Source organism: Nocardia sp. NPDC019219, assembly GCF_040632645.1.
In the GTDB taxonomy this organism is placed as follows: Bacteria; Actinomycetota; Actinomycetes; order Mycobacteriales; family Mycobacteriaceae; genus Nocardia; species Nocardia sputorum.
The window spans coordinates 68,407-88,714 of the sequence record NZ_JBEYCG010000021.1 but is presented as its reverse complement, the minus strand read 5'-3'; the positions used below and the strand labels follow the sequence as shown (position 1 = coordinate 88,714).

At 69.5% G+C, this 20,308-nt stretch carries 24 protein-coding genes; 9 read left to right on the top strand and 15 right to left on the bottom strand.

The genetic code is table 11. The features are described from left to right. Positions 1-77: 77 nt before the first annotated feature. Positions 78-446, bottom strand: a complete 369-nt coding sequence (locus ABZ552_RS30470; RefSeq protein WP_281873509.1) for a nuclear transport factor 2 family protein — start codon at positions 444-446, stop codon at positions 78-80. A 135-nt stretch (positions 447-581) separates the two neighbouring features. After that, complete coding sequence (locus ABZ552_RS30465; protein ID WP_357441421.1) at positions 582-1,511, bottom strand: CorA family divalent cation transporter; 930 nt, start codon at positions 1,509-1,511, stop codon at positions 582-584. Positions 1,512-1,659: 148 nt separating this feature from the next. Here ABZ552_RS30465 and ABZ552_RS30460 point away from each other — a divergent pair, with 148 nt between their 5' ends. After that, a complete protein-coding gene (locus ABZ552_RS30460; RefSeq protein ID WP_281873513.1) occupies positions 1,660-1,791 on the top strand; it encodes a hypothetical protein in 132 nt (43 codons plus the stop codon). 405 nt (positions 1,792-2,196) lie between these two features. After that, on the top strand, positions 2,197-2,517 hold the full coding sequence (locus tag ABZ552_RS30455; protein WP_281873515.1) for a metalloregulator ArsR/SmtB family transcription factor: 321 nt from the start codon (positions 2,197-2,199) through the stop codon (positions 2,515-2,517). A gap of 41 nt (positions 2,518-2,558) precedes the next feature. Here ABZ552_RS30455 and ABZ552_RS30450 read toward each other — a convergent pair whose 3' ends face one another. Then, positions 2,559-3,584, bottom strand: coding sequence for a hypothetical protein (locus ABZ552_RS30450; RefSeq protein WP_357441418.1), 1,026 nt, complete (start codon positions 3,582-3,584; stop codon positions 2,559-2,561). Between the two features lie 115 nt (positions 3,585-3,699). Here ABZ552_RS30450 and ABZ552_RS30445 point away from each other — a divergent pair, with 115 nt between their 5' ends. The 5 genes from ABZ552_RS30445 to ABZ552_RS30425 all read left to right on the top strand — a co-directional run bounded on the left by ABZ552_RS30445 (position 3,700) and on the right by ABZ552_RS30425 (position 9,472). Beyond that, on the top strand, positions 3,700-4,317 hold the full coding sequence (locus ABZ552_RS30445) for a TetR/AcrR family transcriptional regulator (protein ID WP_357441416.1): 618 nt from the start codon (positions 3,700-3,702) through the stop codon (positions 4,315-4,317). Positions 4,318-4,674: 357 nt separating this feature from the next. Then, the gene (locus ABZ552_RS30440) at positions 4,675-5,970 is read left to right on the top strand and encodes a hypothetical protein (protein WP_281873520.1); all 1,296 of its coding nucleotides are present in this window, start codon (positions 4,675-4,677) and stop codon (positions 5,968-5,970) included. 71 nt (positions 5,971-6,041) lie between these two features. After that, positions 6,042-6,491, top strand: coding sequence for a helix-turn-helix transcriptional regulator (locus tag ABZ552_RS30435; RefSeq protein WP_281873522.1), 450 nt, complete (start codon positions 6,042-6,044; stop codon positions 6,489-6,491). 5 nt (positions 6,492-6,496) lie between these two features. Further along, positions 6,497-6,907, top strand: a complete 411-nt coding sequence (locus tag ABZ552_RS30430) for a VOC family protein (protein WP_281873523.1) — start codon at positions 6,497-6,499, stop codon at positions 6,905-6,907. 171 nt (positions 6,908-7,078) lie between these two features. Then, a complete protein-coding gene (locus ABZ552_RS30425; protein WP_281873524.1) occupies positions 7,079-9,472 on the top strand; it encodes an excinuclease ABC subunit UvrA in 2,394 nt (797 codons plus the stop codon). 95 nt (positions 9,473-9,567) lie between these two features. Here ABZ552_RS30425 and ABZ552_RS30420 read toward each other — a convergent pair whose 3' ends face one another. From ABZ552_RS30420 to ABZ552_RS30405, 4 genes are all read right to left on the bottom strand, one after another. Next, the gene (locus tag ABZ552_RS30420) at positions 9,568-10,011 is read right to left on the bottom strand and encodes an SRPBCC domain-containing protein (protein WP_281873525.1); all 444 of its coding nucleotides are present in this window, start codon (positions 10,009-10,011) and stop codon (positions 9,568-9,570) included. A 30-nt stretch (positions 10,012-10,041) separates the two neighbouring features. Next, positions 10,042-10,383: a metalloregulator ArsR/SmtB family transcription factor gene (locus tag ABZ552_RS30415; RefSeq protein ID WP_281873527.1), complete on the bottom strand. Its 342-nt coding sequence runs from the start codon at positions 10,381-10,383 to the stop codon at positions 10,042-10,044. Beyond that, positions 10,380-10,832: an SRPBCC domain-containing protein gene (locus ABZ552_RS30410; protein WP_357441459.1), complete on the bottom strand. Its 453-nt coding sequence runs from the start codon at positions 10,830-10,832 to the stop codon at positions 10,380-10,382. The genes ABZ552_RS30415 and ABZ552_RS30410 overlap by 4 nt, the downstream gene beginning before the upstream one ends. Positions 10,833-11,098: 266 nt before the next feature. Further along, positions 11,099-11,386 carry a hypothetical protein gene (locus tag ABZ552_RS30405; RefSeq protein ID WP_357441410.1) on the bottom strand — a complete coding sequence of 96 codons (288 nt, stop codon included), beginning with the start codon at positions 11,384-11,386 and terminating at the stop codon, positions 11,099-11,101. 212 nt (positions 11,387-11,598) lie between these two features. On the opposite strand from ABZ552_RS30405, the gene ABZ552_RS30400 reads away from it, so the two are divergent. Beyond that, a complete protein-coding gene (locus ABZ552_RS30400; protein WP_281873530.1) occupies positions 11,599-13,191 on the top strand; it encodes a bifunctional phosphatase PAP2/diacylglycerol kinase family protein in 1,593 nt (530 codons plus the stop codon). Between the two features lie 14 nt (positions 13,192-13,205). Here ABZ552_RS30400 and ABZ552_RS30395 read toward each other — a convergent pair whose 3' ends face one another. Continuing rightward, a complete protein-coding gene (locus tag ABZ552_RS30395; RefSeq protein ID WP_281873532.1) occupies positions 13,206-13,772 on the bottom strand; it encodes a hypothetical protein in 567 nt (188 codons plus the stop codon). 135 nt (positions 13,773-13,907) lie between these two features. On the opposite strand from ABZ552_RS30395, the gene ABZ552_RS30390 reads away from it, so the two are divergent. After that, entirely contained in the window at positions 13,908-14,450 is a 543-nt protein-coding gene (locus tag ABZ552_RS30390) for a YaeQ family protein (protein ID WP_281918763.1), read from the top strand. A gap of 196 nt (positions 14,451-14,646) precedes the next feature. On the opposite strand, the gene ABZ552_RS30385 is transcribed toward ABZ552_RS30390, so the two are convergent. The 7 genes from ABZ552_RS30385 to ABZ552_RS30355 all read right to left on the bottom strand — a co-directional run bounded on the left by ABZ552_RS30385 (position 14,647) and on the right by ABZ552_RS30355 (position 20,268). Then, positions 14,647-15,093 (bottom strand): hypothetical protein, encoded by a 447-nt coding sequence (locus tag ABZ552_RS30385; protein WP_357441407.1) that lies wholly within the window; start codon positions 15,091-15,093, stop codon positions 14,647-14,649. 268 nt (positions 15,094-15,361) lie between these two features. Beyond that, positions 15,362-17,083, bottom strand: coding sequence for an urease subunit alpha (locus ABZ552_RS30380; RefSeq protein WP_281873537.1), 1,722 nt, complete (start codon positions 17,081-17,083; stop codon positions 15,362-15,364). 47 nt (positions 17,084-17,130) lie between these two features. Continuing rightward, positions 17,131-17,442, bottom strand: coding sequence for an urease subunit beta (locus ABZ552_RS30375; protein WP_281873539.1), 312 nt, complete (start codon positions 17,440-17,442; stop codon positions 17,131-17,133). 50 nt (positions 17,443-17,492) lie between these two features. After that, positions 17,493-17,795: an urease subunit gamma gene (locus ABZ552_RS30370; protein WP_195090954.1), complete on the bottom strand. Its 303-nt coding sequence runs from the start codon at positions 17,793-17,795 to the stop codon at positions 17,493-17,495. Positions 17,796-17,870: 75 nt separating this feature from the next. After that, the gene (locus tag ABZ552_RS30365) at positions 17,871-18,260 is read right to left on the bottom strand and encodes a PaaI family thioesterase (protein ID WP_236567367.1); all 390 of its coding nucleotides are present in this window, start codon (positions 18,258-18,260) and stop codon (positions 17,871-17,873) included. A 99-nt stretch (positions 18,261-18,359) separates the two neighbouring features. Then, the gene (locus tag ABZ552_RS30360; protein ID WP_357441404.1) at positions 18,360-19,175 is read right to left on the bottom strand and encodes a carbonic anhydrase family protein; all 816 of its coding nucleotides are present in this window, start codon (positions 19,173-19,175) and stop codon (positions 18,360-18,362) included. Between the two features lie 385 nt (positions 19,176-19,560). Further along, positions 19,561-20,268, bottom strand: coding sequence for a hypothetical protein (locus tag ABZ552_RS30355; RefSeq protein WP_281873543.1), 708 nt, complete (start codon positions 20,266-20,268; stop codon positions 19,561-19,563). Between the last annotated feature and the right edge of the window lie 40 nt (positions 20,269-20,308).

Below are 20,308 nucleotides of genomic sequence, written 5' to 3'. Positions count from 1 at the left end.
AGCGCCCACGACGCACCGTGTTCGCCGCAGGCGCAAACGGGCTCCGGTGCGCCGGGCTGTCGCGGACCGGCCGGCCGCTAGGCCGACGGCACCCGGTCGAGAAAGCCGTGCACACTCGTGATCCGGCCGTCGGACCCGAGGGTGATCACGTCCGAGCCCGCGACCGGGGCGCTGCCGTCGGCCGCCGAGACCAGCTCCCAGGAGAAGCGGGCGATGTCGTGGTGGCCGTCGACCGCGCCGAGGCGGCGGAACTCGAAGCCGGGGAACTGCGCCTGCACGCCCCCGATGGCCGCCGTCAGCTGGGCGTGCCCGCTCACCTCCGCGAGCGGATCGGTGTACGCGCCGTCCTCGGCCCAGGCGGCCGCGACCGCGGCGGCCCTGGCGTCCTCGTCGGTGGCGTTCCACGCGGCGAAGTACCGATCGACCGCTTCCTCGTAGCGCGACATGTTGAACCTCCTGTGCTGCAATGGTTTTTGTCAAGCCGAATCGCGTTCTCCGATCGGCTGTCCCCAACCTTGCCGTGCCGCGCGCCCCGCGTCGATTACGCGCGAGGTAATGATTGCCGGACCGGAGCGAGGGACTCAGCCCAGCAGGCCCTTGTTCTTCAGGTAGGCGAGGGGAATCAGCGCCGCCGCAAGCGTCAGCAGGCAGGTCACCAGAAGACCGGTCTGCCAGGACAACTCGGAAATCAGATCCACGGCGTAGCAGGTGGCGATGAGCGTGGGTGGCAGAACGGCCGCGGTGACGGCGAACGCCTTGACGATCTCGTTCTGCCGGACATCCAGGCCGGCCAGCGCGGACTGCTGCCGGTACCGAACCTTGTCGTACGCCACGCCCGCGCGCTGTCCCACCCCGTCGATGTCCGCGAGCAGCACGCCGATCGCCCCGTCCAGCTCGCCGCGACCGGACCGTGCGTCGGCCCGCAGGTGGCGTGCCGCGCGGGCCAATTGCAGTTGCGTCTCCCGGGTGCGCGCAATGATTCGCTCGGTCGCGTTCATCCGCGACAGTGCGCCGCGCACGTCGGAAGTCGCGAACTCACGCCGGTCGTGGGCGTAGATCGCGCGCTCGATTTCCTCGTGCGTCGCCTCCAGCGCGTCACCGGTGTGGTGGAGCACCCGCTCCGACGCCTCGTTCAGCGCCCACAGCAGCGCGTACATCACGCCGTGCGCGGAGCCGGCGAGTTCCGGGTTGCGGCGCATCTTCGCGACCGCCTTGTCGAACGGGACGAAATGCTCGGACGGCTGCAACGTCACGAGGAACTCCCCGCCCAGGGCGAAGACGATCGTCGCCCGTTCGATGGTCTCGCCGAGCTGATAGTTGGCGACCACCGGCAGATAGAGGAAGTTGCCCGCCTCCCAGACCTGGTTGTGCGCGGCGGTGAAGTCGATGCCGAGCCGTTCCCGGAGCACTGCCGCGGTGTCGGCGTCGTCGGCGGCGAGGGGAATCCAATGCTGCTGAAGCACTTCCGTGTCGAAGTGATCGGCGGTCACGGCGCTGAGAAAGGTCGTCATCGACTACCGCTGCCCGGAGAAGGGTCGCACGGGCGAGTCCGAGCGAAAGCCGGTCGGCTTGTGCTCCGGGCCCGGTGGGCGAGAGGATGTTTCGTCTTTCTCGGGCAGTGTGGCCATAGCGGGGGCTCCAATACTTACTATCGTGCGGGTGGTAGCGCACCCCTCCTGGACAGAGGAGGCGCACACGGGCGGGGCGGCGTCGATCCGCGACGAGACCATCGGCGCGGACAAGACCACGCATCGGTCGAACCCGCACGCGCGGCCTTACGCGTCGAAATAACGAAGGTGGAAATACGTGCCGTCGGCCGATCAGGGCGCCGTTGCCCGGTCGCCGATCACACACGCGGATCAACGACGCGGCGGCGCAACCCGTTTCTCGCGGGTGGCCCGGCTGTAGATGTCGATATTGTCATCCGGCATCTGCCGCTCACCTCGCTTCGTTGGTCGACCGGCGCACGAATTGCGCCATCCATCATTAGAAACCCGCCGATCGGGGTACGTCAATCAGTTGCGCAAGTATTCGACAGCGCGCCACCCGGTGGAAATCTCGCGGCACGAAACGAGCCGGACGCGCGTGCAGGACAGCGGTTTTCGGCCCGGTGCCGCGCGGGCCGATCACCGGCGGCCACATGGTTGCACAGCCGGACACGGCCGTGTCACCCTACCGACAGCTATGGAGGCGGACGTGACCCAGCAGGGCGAGCCGCCGGGCCCCATCCCGGCGGACCGATTACAGGACGCGGCGGCCGTTTTCGGCATGCTCGCGGCCACCGCGCGCCTGCAGATTCTCTGGCTCCTCGCGCAGGGCGAGCGCGACGTCGGCTCCCTCGCCTCCGCCGTCGGCCAGTCCGTGCCCGCCGTCAGCCAGCACCTGGCCAAACTGAAACTCGCCGGTCTGGTCCACGCCCACAAGGACGGCAGACGGCACGTCTACGCGATCGCCGACCCGGACATCGCCGACCTCGTCCGCCTGGCCTTCCGTCACCACCGCGCCCACCACGACTGACCCGGCCGCACTCCGCCGCGATCGCCGATTCCTGGTGCGGCTCAGCGACTCCGGTAATAGTCGGCGAGGGCGTCGAACGCGGCCTTGGGCTCCCAGGGGAGGTCGGGGTAGGTGTCGCCGGTACGGTCTTCGAGCACCTTGACCACGCCGTAGCTGGCCAGGTCCAGATCGTCGCGCGGGTCGCCGCCGGGGCGGTGCACATGGTCGTAGAGCGCGAGGACGAAGACGAACGCGCTGTCGACACCCTCGGCGTCGAAGATCTCCAGCAGCTCGCGCAGATACCGCGCCTGCCCGGCCTCGTCGCGCGCGTACTCGCCGTTCAACCGGAGTGGCCCGCGGGTGTCGTCGTATTCGACGATCTGCAGGCCGTGCGCTCCGAGATCACCCGCGCCCGCGAAGGTCGCCGCACCGAACTCGGTGATCGCGAGCGGCTTTCCCCCGGTGGCGAAGGTACGAACGCCCGCACCGAATCGGTCGGCGATCTCGGCCGTCCGGTACAGGTCCACCGACACGATGTCGAACGGCGTCCAGTCGACGCGCTCGAGCGGGACGGACGCGTAGGTGACCAGGCCGCCGAAACGCTCGCGAACGGTCATCACGGCCTTGTCGAGGAAGTCGTTCACGCGCCTGCTCGCCTCGACGACGGATTCACCCAGGTCAGCCGGCCGGGCGGTCAGCCACCGCACGCGTTCGTCGATGCTGTCGCCCGGGAGGAACCCGGGGTGCATCAGGCTCAGCTCGGCGCCGGTCACGAAGACCACTTCGGCTCCGCGCCGCCGGATCCGCTCGGCCCGCTCGGCGCAATCCGCGAACAGGGCCAGCATCTCCGCCACAGTCGAATCAAGAGGGTACGGCGAGAACCATATCTCGAGGCCGAGATCGGCGGCGATGGCAGCCGCGAGTTCCAGCCGTCCCGGATCGCCCCCGATGACGCGAACCGCGTTGCAGTGCAGGTCGTCGCGGATGACTCTCAGTTCGCTGGCCACTGTTTTGGGGTCGAACTGAACGCGGGAGAATCGTCCGTCATGAACGAAACCAGTCTCGTAGCTGATGCCTTTGGCGCGCATCGACTCCGCCCTTCCATAATGAGATAGAGTACGTGTCGTACCTTATAGTTCCCGGTTCGACCGAGCAAGCACGCCCGGCAAGTAGGATCGGCGGCGATTACGGGAAGGGGCCGAAGTGGAAGATGCGGTCCGGCAGCCGGGCGCCGGGCAGACGCGCCGACGTGGGGCCGCTCTCGAAGAGGCGATCCTGCGCGCCGCGGCGGACGAACTCCTCGAATCCGGATACGCCGCGCTGACCATGGACAAGGTCGCCGCCCGGGCCGGAACCAACAAGAACGCCATCTACCGCCGGTGGCCGAACCGCTTGGCACTCGGCATCGCCGCCTACCGCCAGCTGGCCACGACCACACCACCGCCGGACACCGGCAGCCTGCGCGAAGACGCGCTGGAACTGCTACGGCGCGTCAACCGCCATTGGAGTTCGTCCTCGGGCGCGATCCTGCGGGAACTCCTGGCGGCCTGCGGTGGCGTAGCCGAATTCCTGGCACAGCTGCCGGATCAGACCGGCGACGCCGCCGCGGCGCCGTGGCTCACCTTGCTGGGCCGCGCGGTCGCCCGGGGTGAAGCCGCTCCTGAGGCGCTGCATCCGCGCGTCGCCACCGTGGCCCTGATCCTGCTCCGCAACGAATTCGTCGTGCGCGGCGCGCCGACCGCGCCCGACGACGTCCTGATCGACATCGTGGACGAGGTCTACCTGCCGCTGATCCGCAGACGCGATCCGGCCGCGCGCTGAGCGCGCCACACCGCCGGCACGTTGCTGAAGTGGTCGCCTGTCCAACTCCGGTCACCGGGATCGGGCCGGTTCGCCGCGTCGAGCGCCCCCTACCCGCTTCCCGCGCAGGTGGCAAGCAGATTCCCGTTAGCGCAGCACAGCGGACCAATAGGTACCGTTCGCACCGCACCGCCGGGCCGCCGGGACCGAACCCGCCAGTAGGGTTGACCATGGCGTTGCCAGGCCGGATGCTCTTGGTTGGCCGAACAGCTCGAAACCGGACATTCGGACGATCCCCATCGTCGTAGCGCCGAGTTGTGGCGGCGACGACGCCGGCGCGGACCCGCCCCGGTGTCCGGAACTCGAGGGGAGATTTGCGTGACCTACCGCCTGACCGATATCGATTGCGTGAGTGCACGGGGGCACTCCGCGCTAGGGGGAACCCTGGCGATACAGGCGGTCTGGCGTTACGACCGTCCGGTGGACATCGCGGCGCTGGAGCGTTTCCACGAGACGTTGCGCCACGGCAGCCTGGGCAGAGCGGTCGCGCCCGCAATGATCCCCGCCGCCGGTGACCGCTGGACCACCCGAGTCGAATTCAGCCCGCTCGAGGTCGCGGACGAGCCCCTTCCCGCCGGCGCTCTGGAGGCCTGGATCGCCGAACAGGGGCATGCCGAGTTGCGTACCTTCGGCGGGCCCGCATGGCGGCTGGCGGCGACCCACCTCGACAACGGGGAAAGCGCGGTGTCGCTGCTGGTTTCGCACACTCTCGCCGATGGCCACGCGTTCTGCGCGGCGGTCACGGACGCGGTCGCGGGAAAGCGGCTCGACTTGGTGTATCCGAGCGACGGATTCGGCCGGATGCGCTTGCTCGCCGACGATCTTCGCTCTGCCGCGCGGCGAGCCCGGTCGTTCCCCTCGGCGGCCGGTTTGGCGCTGCGGTTGGCCACCGCAAGGCACGGCGGGCCCACCGGCGACGCACCGAACTTCCGCCTGCCGACGATCACCGCGACAGTCCCGGCGCAGCCCTGGCATGCGGCGGCCCGGGCGCGAGGCGGCACCGGCACCACCTTGGCGGTGGCGATGATGGCCGCCATCGCCACCGAGCTCGGCCGCATCGACGAGCAGGGCCGGGTTCGCATGATGATGCCGGTCAGCACCCGCACCGCCGATGATCTCCGCGCGAACGCTCTGACCTCGATCGCCTTCGAGCTGGACGCTCACGAGGGCGAGCCGGCCGATCTCGCCTCGCTGCGCGCGGTGATGAAGGAGAAGCTCACGGAGGCCGCGGCGAGCGGGCAGGACGTCCCGCCGCTGGTCCCGGTCGCGGTGGCGCTGCCGCGCGGGCGCTACGCCCACCTGGCGCGCCAAGCCGCCACCGACCCCATCTCCACGGTCTGTTCCAGCCTCGGCAAGCTCGACCCGGAGATCCTCCGCATCGACGGCCGCCCGGCCTCGGCGATGATGCTCGGCTTGGTCAATCAGAGCTTGAACTCGCGGACCGTCGTGACCGAACGCGGCGGCACCCTCTACGTCGCGCTGATCGAGGCCGCGGAGACGATCACGCTGCGCGTCATGGGTTACCACCCACCGACCCTGCTCGACGCCGAGCGGCTCACCGAGCTGGTGCGGTCCGCGCTCGCCGAGTACGAGCTCTCGGCGACCTTCTGGTAGCCCCGGGCATCCCGCGAGAGGCGCGGGCCGGGATCGGCCGCTTGTCACCGCGATGTGGCACCATCTGGTGAGTGACCAGTAGACCCGCCGCGGCGCAGCACCTGCACGACCTCGCGCGGCTACGCAGGGTCCGCGACCGCATCGATCGGGAGTACGCGCAGCCCCTGGACGTGGAGGCGCTCGCGCGCGACGCGCACATGTCGGCCGGGCACCTCAGCCGCCAGTTCCGGCTCGCCTACGGCGAGTCGCCGTACTCCTATCTGATGACCCGGCGCATCGAGCGTGCGATGTCGCTGCTGCGCCGGGGCGACCTGAGCGTCACCGAGGTCTGTTTCGAGGTCGGCTGCTCCTCGCTGGGCACGTTCAGCACGCGCTTCACCGAGCTGGTCGGCGTGCCGCCCAGCGTCTACCGGCGCGAGGCGGCGCGCGCGACGGCGGGGATGCCGTCCTGCGTGGCGAAACAGGTGACCAGACCGATCAGGAATCGAGAAGCGCCGGTTACCGAGCCGCAATTAGCCTGACTGCCATGGACATCACCATTCACGCGAGCTTCCTGCCGCACGACGATCCGGACGCGGCGCTGGCCTTCTACCGTGACCTCCTCGGCTTCGAGGTCCGCAACGACGTCGGATACGAAGGGATGCGCTGGCTCACCGTCGGCCCCGTCGGACAGCCCGGGACCTCCATCGTGCTGCACCCCCCGGGCGCCGACCCCGGCATCACCGACGACGAGCGCCGCACCATCGCCGAGATGATGGCCAAGGGCACCTACGGCGGCATCCTGCTGGCAACCAAGGACCTCGACAGCGCCTTCGAGCGGCTGGTGGCCGGCGACGCGGAGATCGTCCAGGAACCCACCGAGCAACCGTACGGGGTGCGCGACTGCGCCGTCCGCGATCCCGCGGGCAACCTGATCCGCATCCAGCAGCTGCGCTGAACCACCCGGCGCGCTCAGCCGCGACCGCGCACCGGTCCGATAGCCATCGCCGGCCACGGCAGAAGCGGCTGGCCGCCGGGCGGCCCGCAGACAAGTCGACCTGGTTGGATCGAGCCAGGCGACGCCGACCCAGGACCGCCCACGCGGCCCCGCCCGACAGAGGGAGACCCCATGAGCACGGCCACGACGACGGACACGCAGTCGCCCGCGCTGCACGCTGCCGACAGCCACGATCTGATCCGCGTGCACGGCGCGCGCGAGAACAACCTGAAGGATGTCAGCATCGAGATCCCGAAGCGGCGGCTGACGGTGTTCACCGGCGTCTCCGGCTCGGGCAAGAGTTCGCTGGTGTTCAGCACCATCGCCGCGGAGTCGCAGCGGCTGATCAACGAGACCTACAGCGCCTTCGTCCAGGGCTTCATGCCGACGCTGGCCCGGCCCGAGGTCGACGTGCTCGAGGGCCTGACGACCGCGATCATCGTCGACCAGCAACGCATGGGTTCCGACCCGCGTTCCACGGTCGGCACCGCCACCGATGCCAACGCCATGCTGCGGATTCTCTTCAGCCGGCTCGGGAAACCGCACATCGGCTCGCCGCAGGCGTACTCCTTCAACGTCGCCTCGATCAGCGGGGCGGGTGCGGTCACGACCGACCGCGCCGGGAGGACGGTGAAGGAGCGACGCACCTTCAGCATCACCGGCGGCATGTGCCCGCGCTGCGAAGGCAGGGGCTCGGTCTCCGATATCGACCTGACCCAGCTCTACGACGACTCCAAGTCGATCGCCGAGGGCGCGTTCACCATCCCCGGCTGGAAGTCGGACAGCTTCTGGACGGTTCGGGTCTACGCGGAGTCGGGCTTCGTCGACCCGAACAAGCCGATCCGCGAGTACACCAAGAAGGAGATGCGGGACTTCCTCTACAAAGAGCCCACCAAGGTGAAGGTCGAGGGCGTCAACCTCACCTACGAGGGGCTGGTCCCCAAAATCCAGAAGTCGTTCCTGGCCAAGGACCGGGAGGCGATGCAGCCGCACATTCGGGCGTTCGTGGATCGAGCAGTCACCTTCACCACCTGTCCCGAGTGCGACGGCACCCGGCTCACCGAGGCGGCCCGCTCCTCGAAGATCGCGGGCATCAGCATCGCCGACGCCTGCGCGATGCAGATCAGCGACCTGGCCGAGTGGGTGTCCGGTCTCGACGAGCCGTCGGTCGCGCCGCTGCTGGCCGCGCTGCGGCACACCCTCGACTCGTTCGTGGAGATCGGCCTGGGCTACCTCTCGCTCGACCGGCCGTCCGGCACGCTGTCGGGCGGCGAGGCGCAGCGCACGAAGATGATCCGTCATCTCGGCTCGTCGCTCACCGACGTCACCTATGTCTTCGACGAACCGACCATCGGCCTGCACCCGCACGACATCCAGCGGATGAACAACCTGCTGCTGCGGCTACGGGACAAGGGCAACACGGTGCTCGTCGTGGAGCACAAACCGGAGGCCATCGTGATCGCCGACCACGTCGTCGACCTCGGCCCCGGCGCCGGCGCGGCGGGCGGCACCGTGTGCTTCGAGGGCAGCGTCGAAGGGCTGCGGGCCAGCGGCACCGTGACCGGCCGCCATTTCGACGACCGTGCCGCGCTCGAGGAGACGGTGCGCAAGCCCCGAGGCAAGCTGGAGATCCGGGGCGCGAACGCGAACAACCTGCGCGACGTCGACGTCGACATTCCGCTGGGAGTGCTCGTCGCCGTCACCGGTGTGGCCGGGTCGGGCAAAAGTTCCCTGCTGCACGGGTCGATTCCCGCGAGCGAAGGCGTGGTGTCGGTGGACCAGGCGCCCATCCGTGGCTCACGGCGCAGCAACCCGGCGACCTACACCGGCCTGCTCGAACCCATCCGCAAGGCGTTCGCGAAGGTCAACGGCGTCAAGCCCGCGCTGTTCAGCGCCAACTCGGAGGGGGCCTGCCCCACCTGCAACGGCGCGGGCGTCGTCTACACCGACCTGGGGATGATGGCCGGCGTCGCCACCACCTGCGAGGAGTGCGAGGGGAAGCGGTACCAGGCCTCGGTGCTGGAATACCACCTGGGCGGACGCGACATCAGCGAGGTGCTCGCGATGTCGGTGCTCGAGGCGCGGGAGTTCTTCGGCGACGGCGAGGCGCGCACGCCGGCCGCGCACGCCGTCCTGGGCCGGCTCGCCGACGTCGGACTGGGCTATCTCAGCCTGGGCCAGCCGCTCACCACGCTGTCCGGCGGCGAGCGGCAGCGGCTCAAGCTGGCCACGCACATGGCCGACAAGGGCGGCGTCTACATCCTCGACGAGCCGACCACCGGCCTGCATCTCGCCGACGTCGAGCAGCTGCTCGGTCTGCTGGACCGGCTCGTCGACTCCGGCAAGTCGGTCATCGTCATCGAACACCACCAAGCGGTGATGGCGCATGCCGACTGGATCATCGACCTGGGCCCCGGCGCGGGGCACGACGGCGGCCGGGTCGTCTTCGAAGGCACACCCGCCGACCTCGTCGCCGCACGCTCCACCCTCACCGGCGAGCATCTCGCGGCCTACGTCGGCGCCTGATCCGCACGTCGCGCCGACAGCATCGTCACCCGTGGTAACGATGCTGTCCACGGCCCGTGCCGCCGCGAGCGGTGCGGAGTCCGATGTGCCAAGCGTCAATTCCAGTTGTCGATCTTGACGTCGTAGGGGTCCGGCGCGCCTTTCCCGGTCTCGACCAGCGACTTCAAGCTCAGCAGAAAGACCGCCCACTTCGTGCTGCAGTGGTGCATGAACTCCACCGGCTCCTTCCAGCCCCGGTGCGCGAAGAGCACGACGGTGTAGTCGCCCGCCTGATCGAGGGTCCAGTCCACCTCGGTGCCGATCCACTCGTCGGGCCCGCCGACCACCTCCCACAGCACGCGCTTGCCCGGGTCGAGCGCGCGCACTCGCATATCGAATCCGCCCGCGCCGAACCGGAACTCGATCAGTCCGCCGAGTTCGTCGCTCGTGCCGCGGGTGTCGCTCGCCCACCAGCCGGCCAGCCCCTCGGTGGTGGTCAGGGCGGCGTAGACCTCGTCCACCGGCGCTTCGATGCCGACTCTGTGCAGGATGTCCACCATTGTCGATTCCTTTCCTCGGTTGCTTTCGATTCACTGCTGGTCTCGACCACGCTCGATCGCCTCGGCGATCCGCTTGATACGGCGGAGCCTGGCGTCCCACGCCGCGCCCACGGAAGACAGCTGGGCGACCGCTCGGGCGAGTTGCGCCTCGTCCACGCGGTACCGCCGCTCCCGCCCGGCAGGCGTGGCGTGCACCAAGCCGACGCGATCGAGCACGCCGAGATGTTTCGCGACCGCCTGCCGTGTCACGGGCAGCTGCTCGCTGAGACTGGTGGCGGTGCCCCCGCCGTCCACCAGGAGCAGGTCGAGCATCCGCCGACGGGTCGGATCCCCGATGGCGGACCACAGGTCGTCGTCGACCGCCGCGGTCACGGGGCCGACACCAGCCGGGCGATGTATTCCCCCAGCCGGGGAACGTAGGTGTCCCATCCCACGGTGTGCTCGCGGTATTGCTCGGCCAGCTTCGCGGCCTCCCAGCCCGTCTCCCGGAAACCGGTCTCGGTGAGCCGGATCCGGGTCCCCGCACCCGAGGCAACGAGTTCGAAGGTGACCAGCAGCGAGCCCGCGGAGTCGTCGACCTCGCCGTCGGGGTAGCACCAGCGGAAGGAGAACACCCGAGGCCGCTCGGCCTGCACCACAGTGATCGGAGCGACCTGCGCGCGGTCTCCCCAGACGAGTTCACCGACCGCACCGGGAGTCACGTCGAAGTCGGCGTCGTCGCTCCACCACTCCGAGATGTGCTCCGGGCTGCTGACAACCTCGAACACCACCTCGGGAGAGGCGTCGACGTAGATCTCCCGTTCGATGCTGCCGTACTCCATACTCGTCACCCTTCCGTCATATGCAACACTTGGTTGCACATCACGCTAGCCCGCCACCGGTCGAAGCGCAACCATTAGTTGCATATTCGCCTGCGGACCGTCGTCGGCGCGCGATCTCCACCGCCCGCCGGTTTACCGAGATCACTGCCCGTCAGCCGGATCGCCGGTCGCTCACCGGTCCGGGCGACCGATCGCGCGGCATGCGCCGCACGCTGGAGCATGCCGTGGAGGAACAACGGCACGGGACAGCCGGTCCACTCAGCCCGTCACAATTCGTAGGCGTTGGCCGCCTCCGCGATATCCCGGGCGCGAGCGACGTTGTCCCGGGCGGCGGCCGCGAAGTTCGCGTCGGCACGGGCGAGACCGCACGCACCGGCCGCCGCGTCCGCCCGTGCCGAATCGGCCAGACCGCGGGCAACGACAGAGCTATTGCAACGGAACACCTTTCGCGACCGGCGAACCGCCGGGTTACCTGCCGGGTTGCCGACCTGATCCGGAATGGCCGGACTCGGTGTCACCGTGCGGCCGTCGTCGCCGAGTGTGAAGGTGATCACGACCGGTCCGCCCGAGGGGCAGCGGTTGGCGTCGCGCCCTTTCGAATTCCCGACAATTGGATGTCGGCGCTACGAGAACGGCGTTACGCCCAGGATTTCGGGGCTCTGCCCGGGCCCCGGTGCACCGCCCCGGAGAGCCACGTCACGGTAAGGCGCCGGAATGGCATGGGAGGGCACGTTTCGCGACGTTCGCGATCGGTAATGTCGGACGGGTGAGTAGCTGGGTGCGCCGGAAGTTCCACGGCATCGGACGAATCGATCGGGCGATCGGCGGCGCGGTCGCCGAACTGCCGGCCTCGGTGGTCGACCACGGCCTCTTGCGGCTCACCAACAGTGCCGATTTCAGCGGCTTGTGGCTGGCTCTCGCGACACTGCTCGCCACCCGCCAGGGCGCACCGCGCCGGGCCGCGCTGCGCGGTGTCGCCTCCGTCGCAGGAGCCAGCCTCGTCGTCAATGTGGGCCTCAAGTCGCTCATCGCACGACGCAGGCCCGCCGCCGAACTGCTGCCGGTGTACCGGCGGCTCACCCCCGCCCCGAGGTCGTCGTCGTTCCCCTCGGGACACAGCGCCTGCGCCGCCGCGTTCGCCACGGCCGTGGCCATGGAAAGCCCGCGCACCGCGCTGGTGGTCGCCCCGCTGGCCGCCACCGTCGCCTACTCGCGGGTGCACACCGGCGTGCACTGGAGTTCCGATGTGGTCATCGGCGCGGCCGTCGGTTCCGGTGTCGCCTTGGCCACGCGACGCTGGTGGCCGGTGCGCGAATCCGATGAGGCGCAGGCCAGCCCGGTCCCCGCGGTGCCGACGCTGGTGGAGGGCAAAGGCCTCGTGGTCATGGTCAATCCGATTTCCGGCGATCCGAATTACGACCCCACCGACGACGTCGTCGAGGCCCTGCCCGCCGCCACCGTGCTGCGCACGCAGCCCGATGTCGACTGCGCCGACCAGCTCGAGCGGGCCATCGCCGACCACGGCGAACCGGTGCTGGCGGTCGGTGTCGCCGGTGGCGACGGCACGGTGGCGGCCGTGGCCGCGGTCGCGTTGCGCCACGAACTGCCGCTGGTCGTCATCCCCACCGGCACGCTCAACCACTTCGCCCGCGACCTCGGCGTCTACGACCTGCGCGAAGTGATCGATGCGACCGGCGAGGGCGAGGCGGTCGCGGTCGACATCGCCAGCGTCGAATGCGAGGACGAGACCGGTTCGCGCACCAGGCATCTGATCAACACGGCCAGCCTCGGCGCCTATCCGGATCTGGTGCAGCTGCGCGAACAATGGCAGTCACGCTGGGGCAAATGGCCGGCGTTCGCCGCCGCGCTCGTGGTCACCCTGCGCCGGGCCGAGCCGATCGAGATCTGCCTGGACGGACGCTGGCAGCGGGTCTGGTTCCTCTTCGTCGGCAACGGTCCCTACCATCCGCACGGCGCGGTGCCCGCTTTCCGCGACCGGCTCGACGCCGGACTGCTCGACGTGCGCTGGCTGCGCGCCGATCTGCGCTGGTCGCGCACCCGTGCCGTGCTGGCACTGCTGCTGGCGGCGATCGGCCACAGCAAGGTCTACGGCGAGCGGCAGCTGCCCGAACTCTTCGTGCACCTGCCCACGCCGGAGGCGCTGGCCACCGACGGTGAGGTGATCGGCAAGGCCACCCGGCTGCACTTCGCCATCGCGGGTCAGCTCGCCGTCTACCGCCGGGACGAATCGAATCCCCTCTGGGCCGACCGCAGCCGCCCCCACCACCGCCGATCGCCCTGGCTCCGCGACGCCTTCCGTGCCCGCCGACCGTTTCAGCGACGTGCGGGCGAAGACTGACCCACGGCCGCGCCCTACTTCATGTAGCGCAGCAACCCGAGGTCCGGCTCGAGCGCGCCGTCCTGGCCCAGGGACAGGAAGTCCGCCTCGACGGCGTCGCGCTCCAGCACCCCGGCCCGCACCGCGTGGTAACGCACGACCGACCAGAGGAAGATATCGAGATCGTCGAAACGAGTGCCGCCCTCGACGACTTCCTCCTCGTGGAACCAGATCGCGACCTGTCCGTTGGTGAGCACCAGGTACAGGTTGCCGCCGCCGTCCGCGCCGATCGAGTACACGTCGTCGTCGGTCAACTCGGTCTCGTAGTCGGAGTCCATCAGCCCGCAGTCGTTGCCGGCGAAATCGAAACCGTAGGACCAGGAATGGATGTCCAGGAACTGCGGCATGCGCCCGGATCGCACCCGGCGGTCGAAGGCCGCCAGAGCCGCCGCGGCCGCGGGCGCCAACCGGTCCAGAAAGGGCGCCACGGGCCGGGTTTCTTCCGGCACGATGACCGGCGGCCGGTCGGCGAACCATCTCGCCAGATCGGCGTCCAGGTCGCGCTCGACATAGCCGGCCAAGTCGTCACGAGTAAGTGTCACCGCCGAATCCTAGACGGGGGCAGACGCATTCGCCGGCTTGCGCACGTCGTACTGCACCTGTCGCAGCCGCACTGCACGTCCGCCGCCGTCCCTGCGCGGCCGCATCCGGTAGCCCAGCGTTAAGCTGCTGCACCTATGGCACTCAGCGCGACACTGCACAGCTTCGCCGTCCACTTGGCCGACGTCGACCGCGGCGTCTATCAGGAGCTGGAGTTGCGGGTGGCGCGTCACCCGTCGGAATCCGCGGAGTTCATGCTGACCCGCGTGCTGGCCTACTGCCTCGAGTACGAGGAGGGGATCGCCTTCAGCGACGGCGGAGTCTCGTCCACCGACGAGCCCGCGGTGCTGGTCCGCGACCTCACCGGACGGCTGACCGCGTGGATCGAAGTCGGCGCGCCGGACGCCGAGCGGGTGCACCGGGGCAGCAAGCTGGCCGAACGCGTCGCCGTCTACACCCATCGCGACCCGGTGAAAGTACTGGCGCAACTCACCGGCAAACGCATTCATCGCGCCGACGCGATACCGCTGTACAGCTTCGATCGCGACTTCATCGATTCCGCCGTCGCCGCGGTCGAACGACGCAACGCTGTCACCCTGTCCGTCACCGAGCGTTTGCTGTATCTGGACCTCAACGGCACCGGACTGAGCACTTCCGTGCACGAGCACCGGCTCACGTAGCGTTCTTCGATCCGGACCGTTCGCGATAGGCCGGCGACGACGGTCGTCATGTTGCGCACGGGGTGTTGTCCCTGGCCGACCGAAGCGGTTTTTCGACCTCCCCCACGGAACCGGCGCGGCGTTCGAGTCCCAGCGGAACCACCCGAACGGCGACCCACCGTCTACTGCGAGGCGGGGAAGGTTCGTGACGCGCGGCTCACCGCATCCGGCGTTCGCACTCCTCGAATTCGGCTCCCGTTGCGAAGCAGTCGTCGAGGCCGCTCTGCACGTCGCCACTGGTGGGCGGCTCGCCACAGAGGATTCCGCAGCGCTCGTAGTTCGGGACGGCAGTGCCGTCGGGCCGATGGCAGGCGTCGCTGTCACAGGCGTAGCCGCGCGTGTGGGGATCGCGCGGGATCGGGTTCCGGCTATAGGACCACACGAACGCGTCGGTGTTCTGTACCTCTGTGCAGTAGACGGTCCGACCGTCGGCGAGGTGGCCGACCGCGCCGGGATCCTGGCAATAGTCGTTCAAGGTGACCGTGGAACCGTTGGACGGTCCGGCCGACCCACTGCCCGACGGCAGCGGCGCGGCCGCCGAGGTCGCGAACATCGCCGCCAGGAACGTCACCCCGCCGACAACCCCCACGACAATCCTGTGCACCACCCCTCCCTCAGCGAGCCCACCCATACTTCCCTCCCTACTACTTCACGACCGAGCCCCGGACTATACGCTTTCCACCAACACGAGTGGCACATGAGCGTGAACCCTTCTCGCGCTCCGCCACGGCCATGTGCCACTCGCAGAGTTGGCCTGTTTGCCCGTGTTCGGCCTCGGAGGGTAGGGCCGTTGCACTCGCCGTGCATGTGCGGCTTCCGCTCCACGAGTGTCCATGGTTGCGAGCTGGCACGCTCAGGCGAATCGCCGGCGCTCAGAACAGGAAATAGCGCTGCGCCATGGGCAATTCGGCAGCTGGTTGTTCGCGCCAGACCTCGCCGTCGATGCGGACGGTGAAGGTGTCCGGGTCGACCTCGATGCGCGGCATGGCGTCGTTGTGCGGCAGATCCGTCTTCGTCACGCCCCGCACGTTGCGGACCGGCACCAGCCTGCGCCGCACCCGCAGCCGGTCGGCGAGGCCGTCCTCGATCGCCTGCTCGGAGACGAAATGCAGCGAGGTGGCGGCGGCGGTCGCCGGGGCGGCGCCGAACATGGGGCGCGGTAGCACCGGCTGCGGTGTCGGGATGGAGGCGTTGGCGTCGCCCATCGCGGCCCAGGCGATCGCGCCGCCCTTGAGCACGGCGTGCGGGCGAACGCCGAAGAACGCGGGCTCCCACAGCACCAGATCGGCGAGCTTGCCCACTTCGACCGAACCGATCTCGTGGTCCAGGCCGTGCGCGATAGCCGGGCAGATGGTGTATTTCGCGACGTACCGCCGCACCCGTGCGTTGTCGGCGGCGCCGTCGCCCGGCAGGGCGCCGCGGCGGCGCTTCATCACGTGCGCGGTCTGCCAGGTGCGCAGTACGACCTCGCCGATGCGGCCCATGGCCTGCGAGTCGCTGCCGATCATCGAGATGGCGCCCAGATCGTGCAGCAGGTCCTCGGCCGCGATGGTGGACGGGCGGATGCGGCTCTCGGCGAAGGCCAGGTCCTCGGGGATCGACGCGCTCAGGTGGTGGCACACCATGAGCATGTCCAGGTGCTCGTCGAGCGTGTTGATCGTGTGCGGGCGAGTCGGGTTGGTCGAGCTGGGCAGCACGTTGGGATGGGCGGCGACGGTGATGATGTCGGGCGCGTGCCCGCCGCCCGCGCCCTCGGTGTGGTAGGCGTGGATGCCGCGCCCGGCGATCGCCGCGAGGGTGTCCTCGACGAAACCCGCCTCGTTCAAGGTGTCCGAGTGCAGCGCGACCTGGACCCCGGCCGCGTCGGCCACGGTGAGGCAGGCATCGATCGCGGCCGGTGTGGAGCCCCAATCCTCGTGCAACTTGAATCCCGCCGCCCCGGCTCGCAATTGCTCCCACATGGCCTCGGCGCTGACGGTGTTGCCCTTGCCGAGCAGCACGATGTTCACCGGCCAGCCGTCGGTGGCCTCGAGCATCCGCGCCAGATGCCACGCGCCGGGCGTCACGGTGGTCGCCTTGCTGCCCTCGGCCGGGCCGGTGCCCCCGCCGATGAGGGTGGTGATGCCGCCGCCGAGCGCCTCCTCCAGGAGCTGCGGGCAGATGAAGTGCACGTGGCAGTCGATCGCGCCCGCGGTGAGGATGCGGCCGTTGCCCGCGATGATCTCGGTGGACGGGCCGACGACGAGATCGGGGTGCACCCCGGTCATGGTGTCGGGATTGCCCGCCTTGCCGATCGCGCTGATCCGTCCGTCACGAATACCCACGTCCGCCTTGACGATTCCCCAATGGTCGACGATCACCACGCCCGTGATCACGGTGTCGGGAGCGCCTTCGGCGCGCGTCGCCCGGGATTGGCCCATCGATTCGCGCAGCACCTTGCCACCGCCGAACACGGCCTCGTCGCCCGCGCGCCCCGGTCCCCCGCTGCGGTCCTCGGTGATCTCGATCAGCAGATCGGTGTCCGCCAATCGAATCCGGTCGCCCGTCGTCGGCCCGAACAGTTCGGCGTACCTGGCCCGGCTCAGCTCACTCATCGCGTCCTCCTGCCCGGCGCTTCCCGGGGATCGGCTGGGCCCATGCACTAGTCATCGAGACGCCCAGGTGGGGTGCGGCTGATCCCGTGGACCTCGCGTGCGCCGCCCAGCGGCACGAGCCGCACGCGTTGCCCGAGACCGGGTTCGAAGCGCACCGCGGTCCCGGCCGGGATGTCGAGGCGGTGTCCGTGCGCGGCCGCCCGGTCGAACCGCAGCGCCGCGTTCGCTTGCGGGAAGTGCACATGGCTGCCGACCTGCACCGGCCGATCACCGGTGTTCAGCACGTCCAGTTCGAGGCGCTCAGCGCCGGGATTCAGCTCGATGACGCCCTCGGCGCAGAAGTATTCGCCCGGGATCACGCCGGGCCTCGCTTCGCCTGGGCGGCGTTCGAATACCGCATGCCGCCCGCCTAGCCGATCGGATGGTGCACGGTGACGAGTTTGGTGCCGTCCGGGAAGGTCGCCTCGACCTGGACATCGGGAATCATCTCCGGCACGCCTTCCATCACGTCGTCGCGGGCCAGGACCGTGCGCCCCGAGGACATCAGCTCGGCGACGGTACGGCCGTCCCGTGCGCCTTCCAGCACGTGATCGGTGATCAGCGCGACCGCCTCGGGATGGTTCAGCTTGAGTCCGCGCGCCCGCCTGCGCCGGGCCAGCTCGGCGGCGTAGCTCAGCAGCAGGCGCTCCTGCTCGTGCGGTGACAGTCGCATCCGGGCTCCTCACCGGTTCACAGGGGCGGGTGACGGCCATTCTGGCACGCCCGTTCCGCCCTCGCCGGGCGACGGTCAGGAACGATGGGGCAGATTCTGCAAGCGCACCTGGCCGCGGGCCACGGTGCGGTTCTGCTCGTCGGTGATGACGACCTGCCACAGCTGCTGCAGTCTGCCCCGGTGCAGCGGCGTCGCCTCGCCCGACAGCGTGCCCTCGCGCACCGCGCGCAGGAAATCGGTGTTGTTGTTCACGCCGACCACCGTGCCCTGGTCGCCGAACCAGATGCCGCCTGCGATGCTGGCGAGCGTCTCGATGACGGTGCAGTACACACCGCCGTTCTGGATGCCCGCGGGCTGGTAGAGATGCGGTTTGACGACCCACTCGCCGCGCACGCGGTCGGGGCTCAGCTCGGTGTAGCGCAGGCCGATCAGGTCGGCGAAGGTGCCTTCGCTGTAGGCGTTCATCTGCTCCGGCGTGACGCCCGCCAGCGAGCCGAACCGCTGCGTTTCCTGCTGTGTCATGTATTCACTGTCGCACAGCCCCCACCGCCCGCCGGCGCGGCCTCATCCGCCGGCCAGCGTGACCGACCGGCCGTTCAGCGGCTGGGTCGGCCGGTTGCTGTGCGAGAACAACGCCCGGTAGCGGTCGGCGTCGGCGGGGGCCACCGCGACCGGACTGCCGAGCACCGTCCACGAGACACCCTCGCTGCACGGCGGGGTGGTGAGTGAACCCTGATAACGGTACTGATCGGTGGCACCCGGCAACATCGAGCGCAAGTCGATCGGGCCCGGCACGACCGTCTCGACGTCCACCGCCCGCGGCGCGACCGAGAGGATCGGCGCGAAGCCCGACGGCCCCGGTGCGGCCCGCAGCAGCACACCGAGCACAGCCACCTGACCTGTCGCGCTCTTGTGCACGAAGTGCACTTCCATCGTGGTACCCACGCCGTCCACGGTGTGCTCGCTCGGCAGGTGGAAATGGAATTGCACGAGCTCGAACGGCACGTCGTCGACCACGATCCGATTTCCGTTGTGCGTCGGGAGATTCGCCTGCACGGTGTGCCCGTTGTTCCGCAGCGTCACCGTGGGCACCGAGTGGTAGTCGACGGTGGTGTGCTCGTGCGGCTCGAGGCGGGCGTGACCGGGCAGATCGACGGGTGACTGCTGATGGCCGCTCTTGCAGGTCAGGAAGTCCCGGTCCAGGTCGGCCCAATGGTCGGGGCCCTCGGCGTCGTAATCCCAGTGCGGCGCGTGGTGCGTGGACGGTTCGCCCGTCGGTCCCCGCTGCCCGCCCGAGCCGCAGGCGGGCAGCACGAGTACCGCGACCGCGGCCAGGACCGCGGCGATCGATCGGGGACGGAACGGTGTGCTGGTGGGCAAGCTGACAACCCCTCGAACTTCCGGAGAGCCACCGTGAAAGCCTGTGCGGGAGGGCAAGCGGGCGTCATCGACGACTCGGACCAGGCGCGCGACGGTGCGCACCGATGACCGCGACACGGCACCGGGCCGAATCCGCGACGCGGCGGTGACCCGCCGAGGACGGCCGGACCACGAATAACCCTGTCGTGCAGCGGGTTCGGGCGTTCGTGTCGGCGTCAGACTAGATCCGTGCCCCGGCGGCACGCCAGAGCGGGCGACGCAGGTCACAGGGAACAGAGCGGCGGGCCCCACCGGAGGTGGAGCCCGCCGCGGCACGGGATCGGGGGTCACCGCAGCCCTCGGGACTCTCGCGCGATCCGTACGCCGAGACAAGTATAGGTCAGGCTTACCTAACTAAGCAAGATCCCGACCGTCGCACGGGGAGCCCGCGCTCGGCCATCGCCGCCAGCAACGCCTGGCCGCGCCGCGCACCGGTCGCCGAATCGGTTCGCGCGAGGTCGGGCACGTAAGTCGAAGCGCCCGCGACCGATTCGCCCACGAGGGACCAGAACCGCCGGGCACTCAGACCGGAGCAGCGGGCCAAGCTCTGCTGGACGACCGTCAGCGCGGACTCGCAGCGATGCGCGAGCCAGACGTACATCGCTTCCGGGCACGGCAAGGCGACCACACCCCGTCCACCGGCCAGCGGATCCCCGTCGACCACGCGAATCGTCGTGTCCGACAGGCCCGCCCAGTCGATCCCGCCGTCGTTGTCGGTATGGATCCAAAGGTTCTCCAAGCCCGGATCCCAGGCCCGCCCCTCCGCGACGAGCAGCGCGACCACGCGTCCGACGATCGCGTGGATCAGCGCGGTGGCAACGACTTCCGCCGCGATATCGGCGCTGATCATCTCCGCGGCGTGCCGCCGGTACATGAGTTCGACGCGTCCCTCGCGCACGCCGTCGGCCAGTCGCCACCAGCGCCGCTTGCCCTGCTCCGCCATCGACGCCACGGCGTAGACCCGCGGATGTTCCGGTTGCAGCGCGCGAAGCCGGGCACAGGCGCGTCCGAACGCCGTCGGCGAGCGATGTGGCGTGGTGATGAGCTCGGTCATCGAACCTCCTCGGGGATCGGCTCCGTCGCGCGGCGCGGCG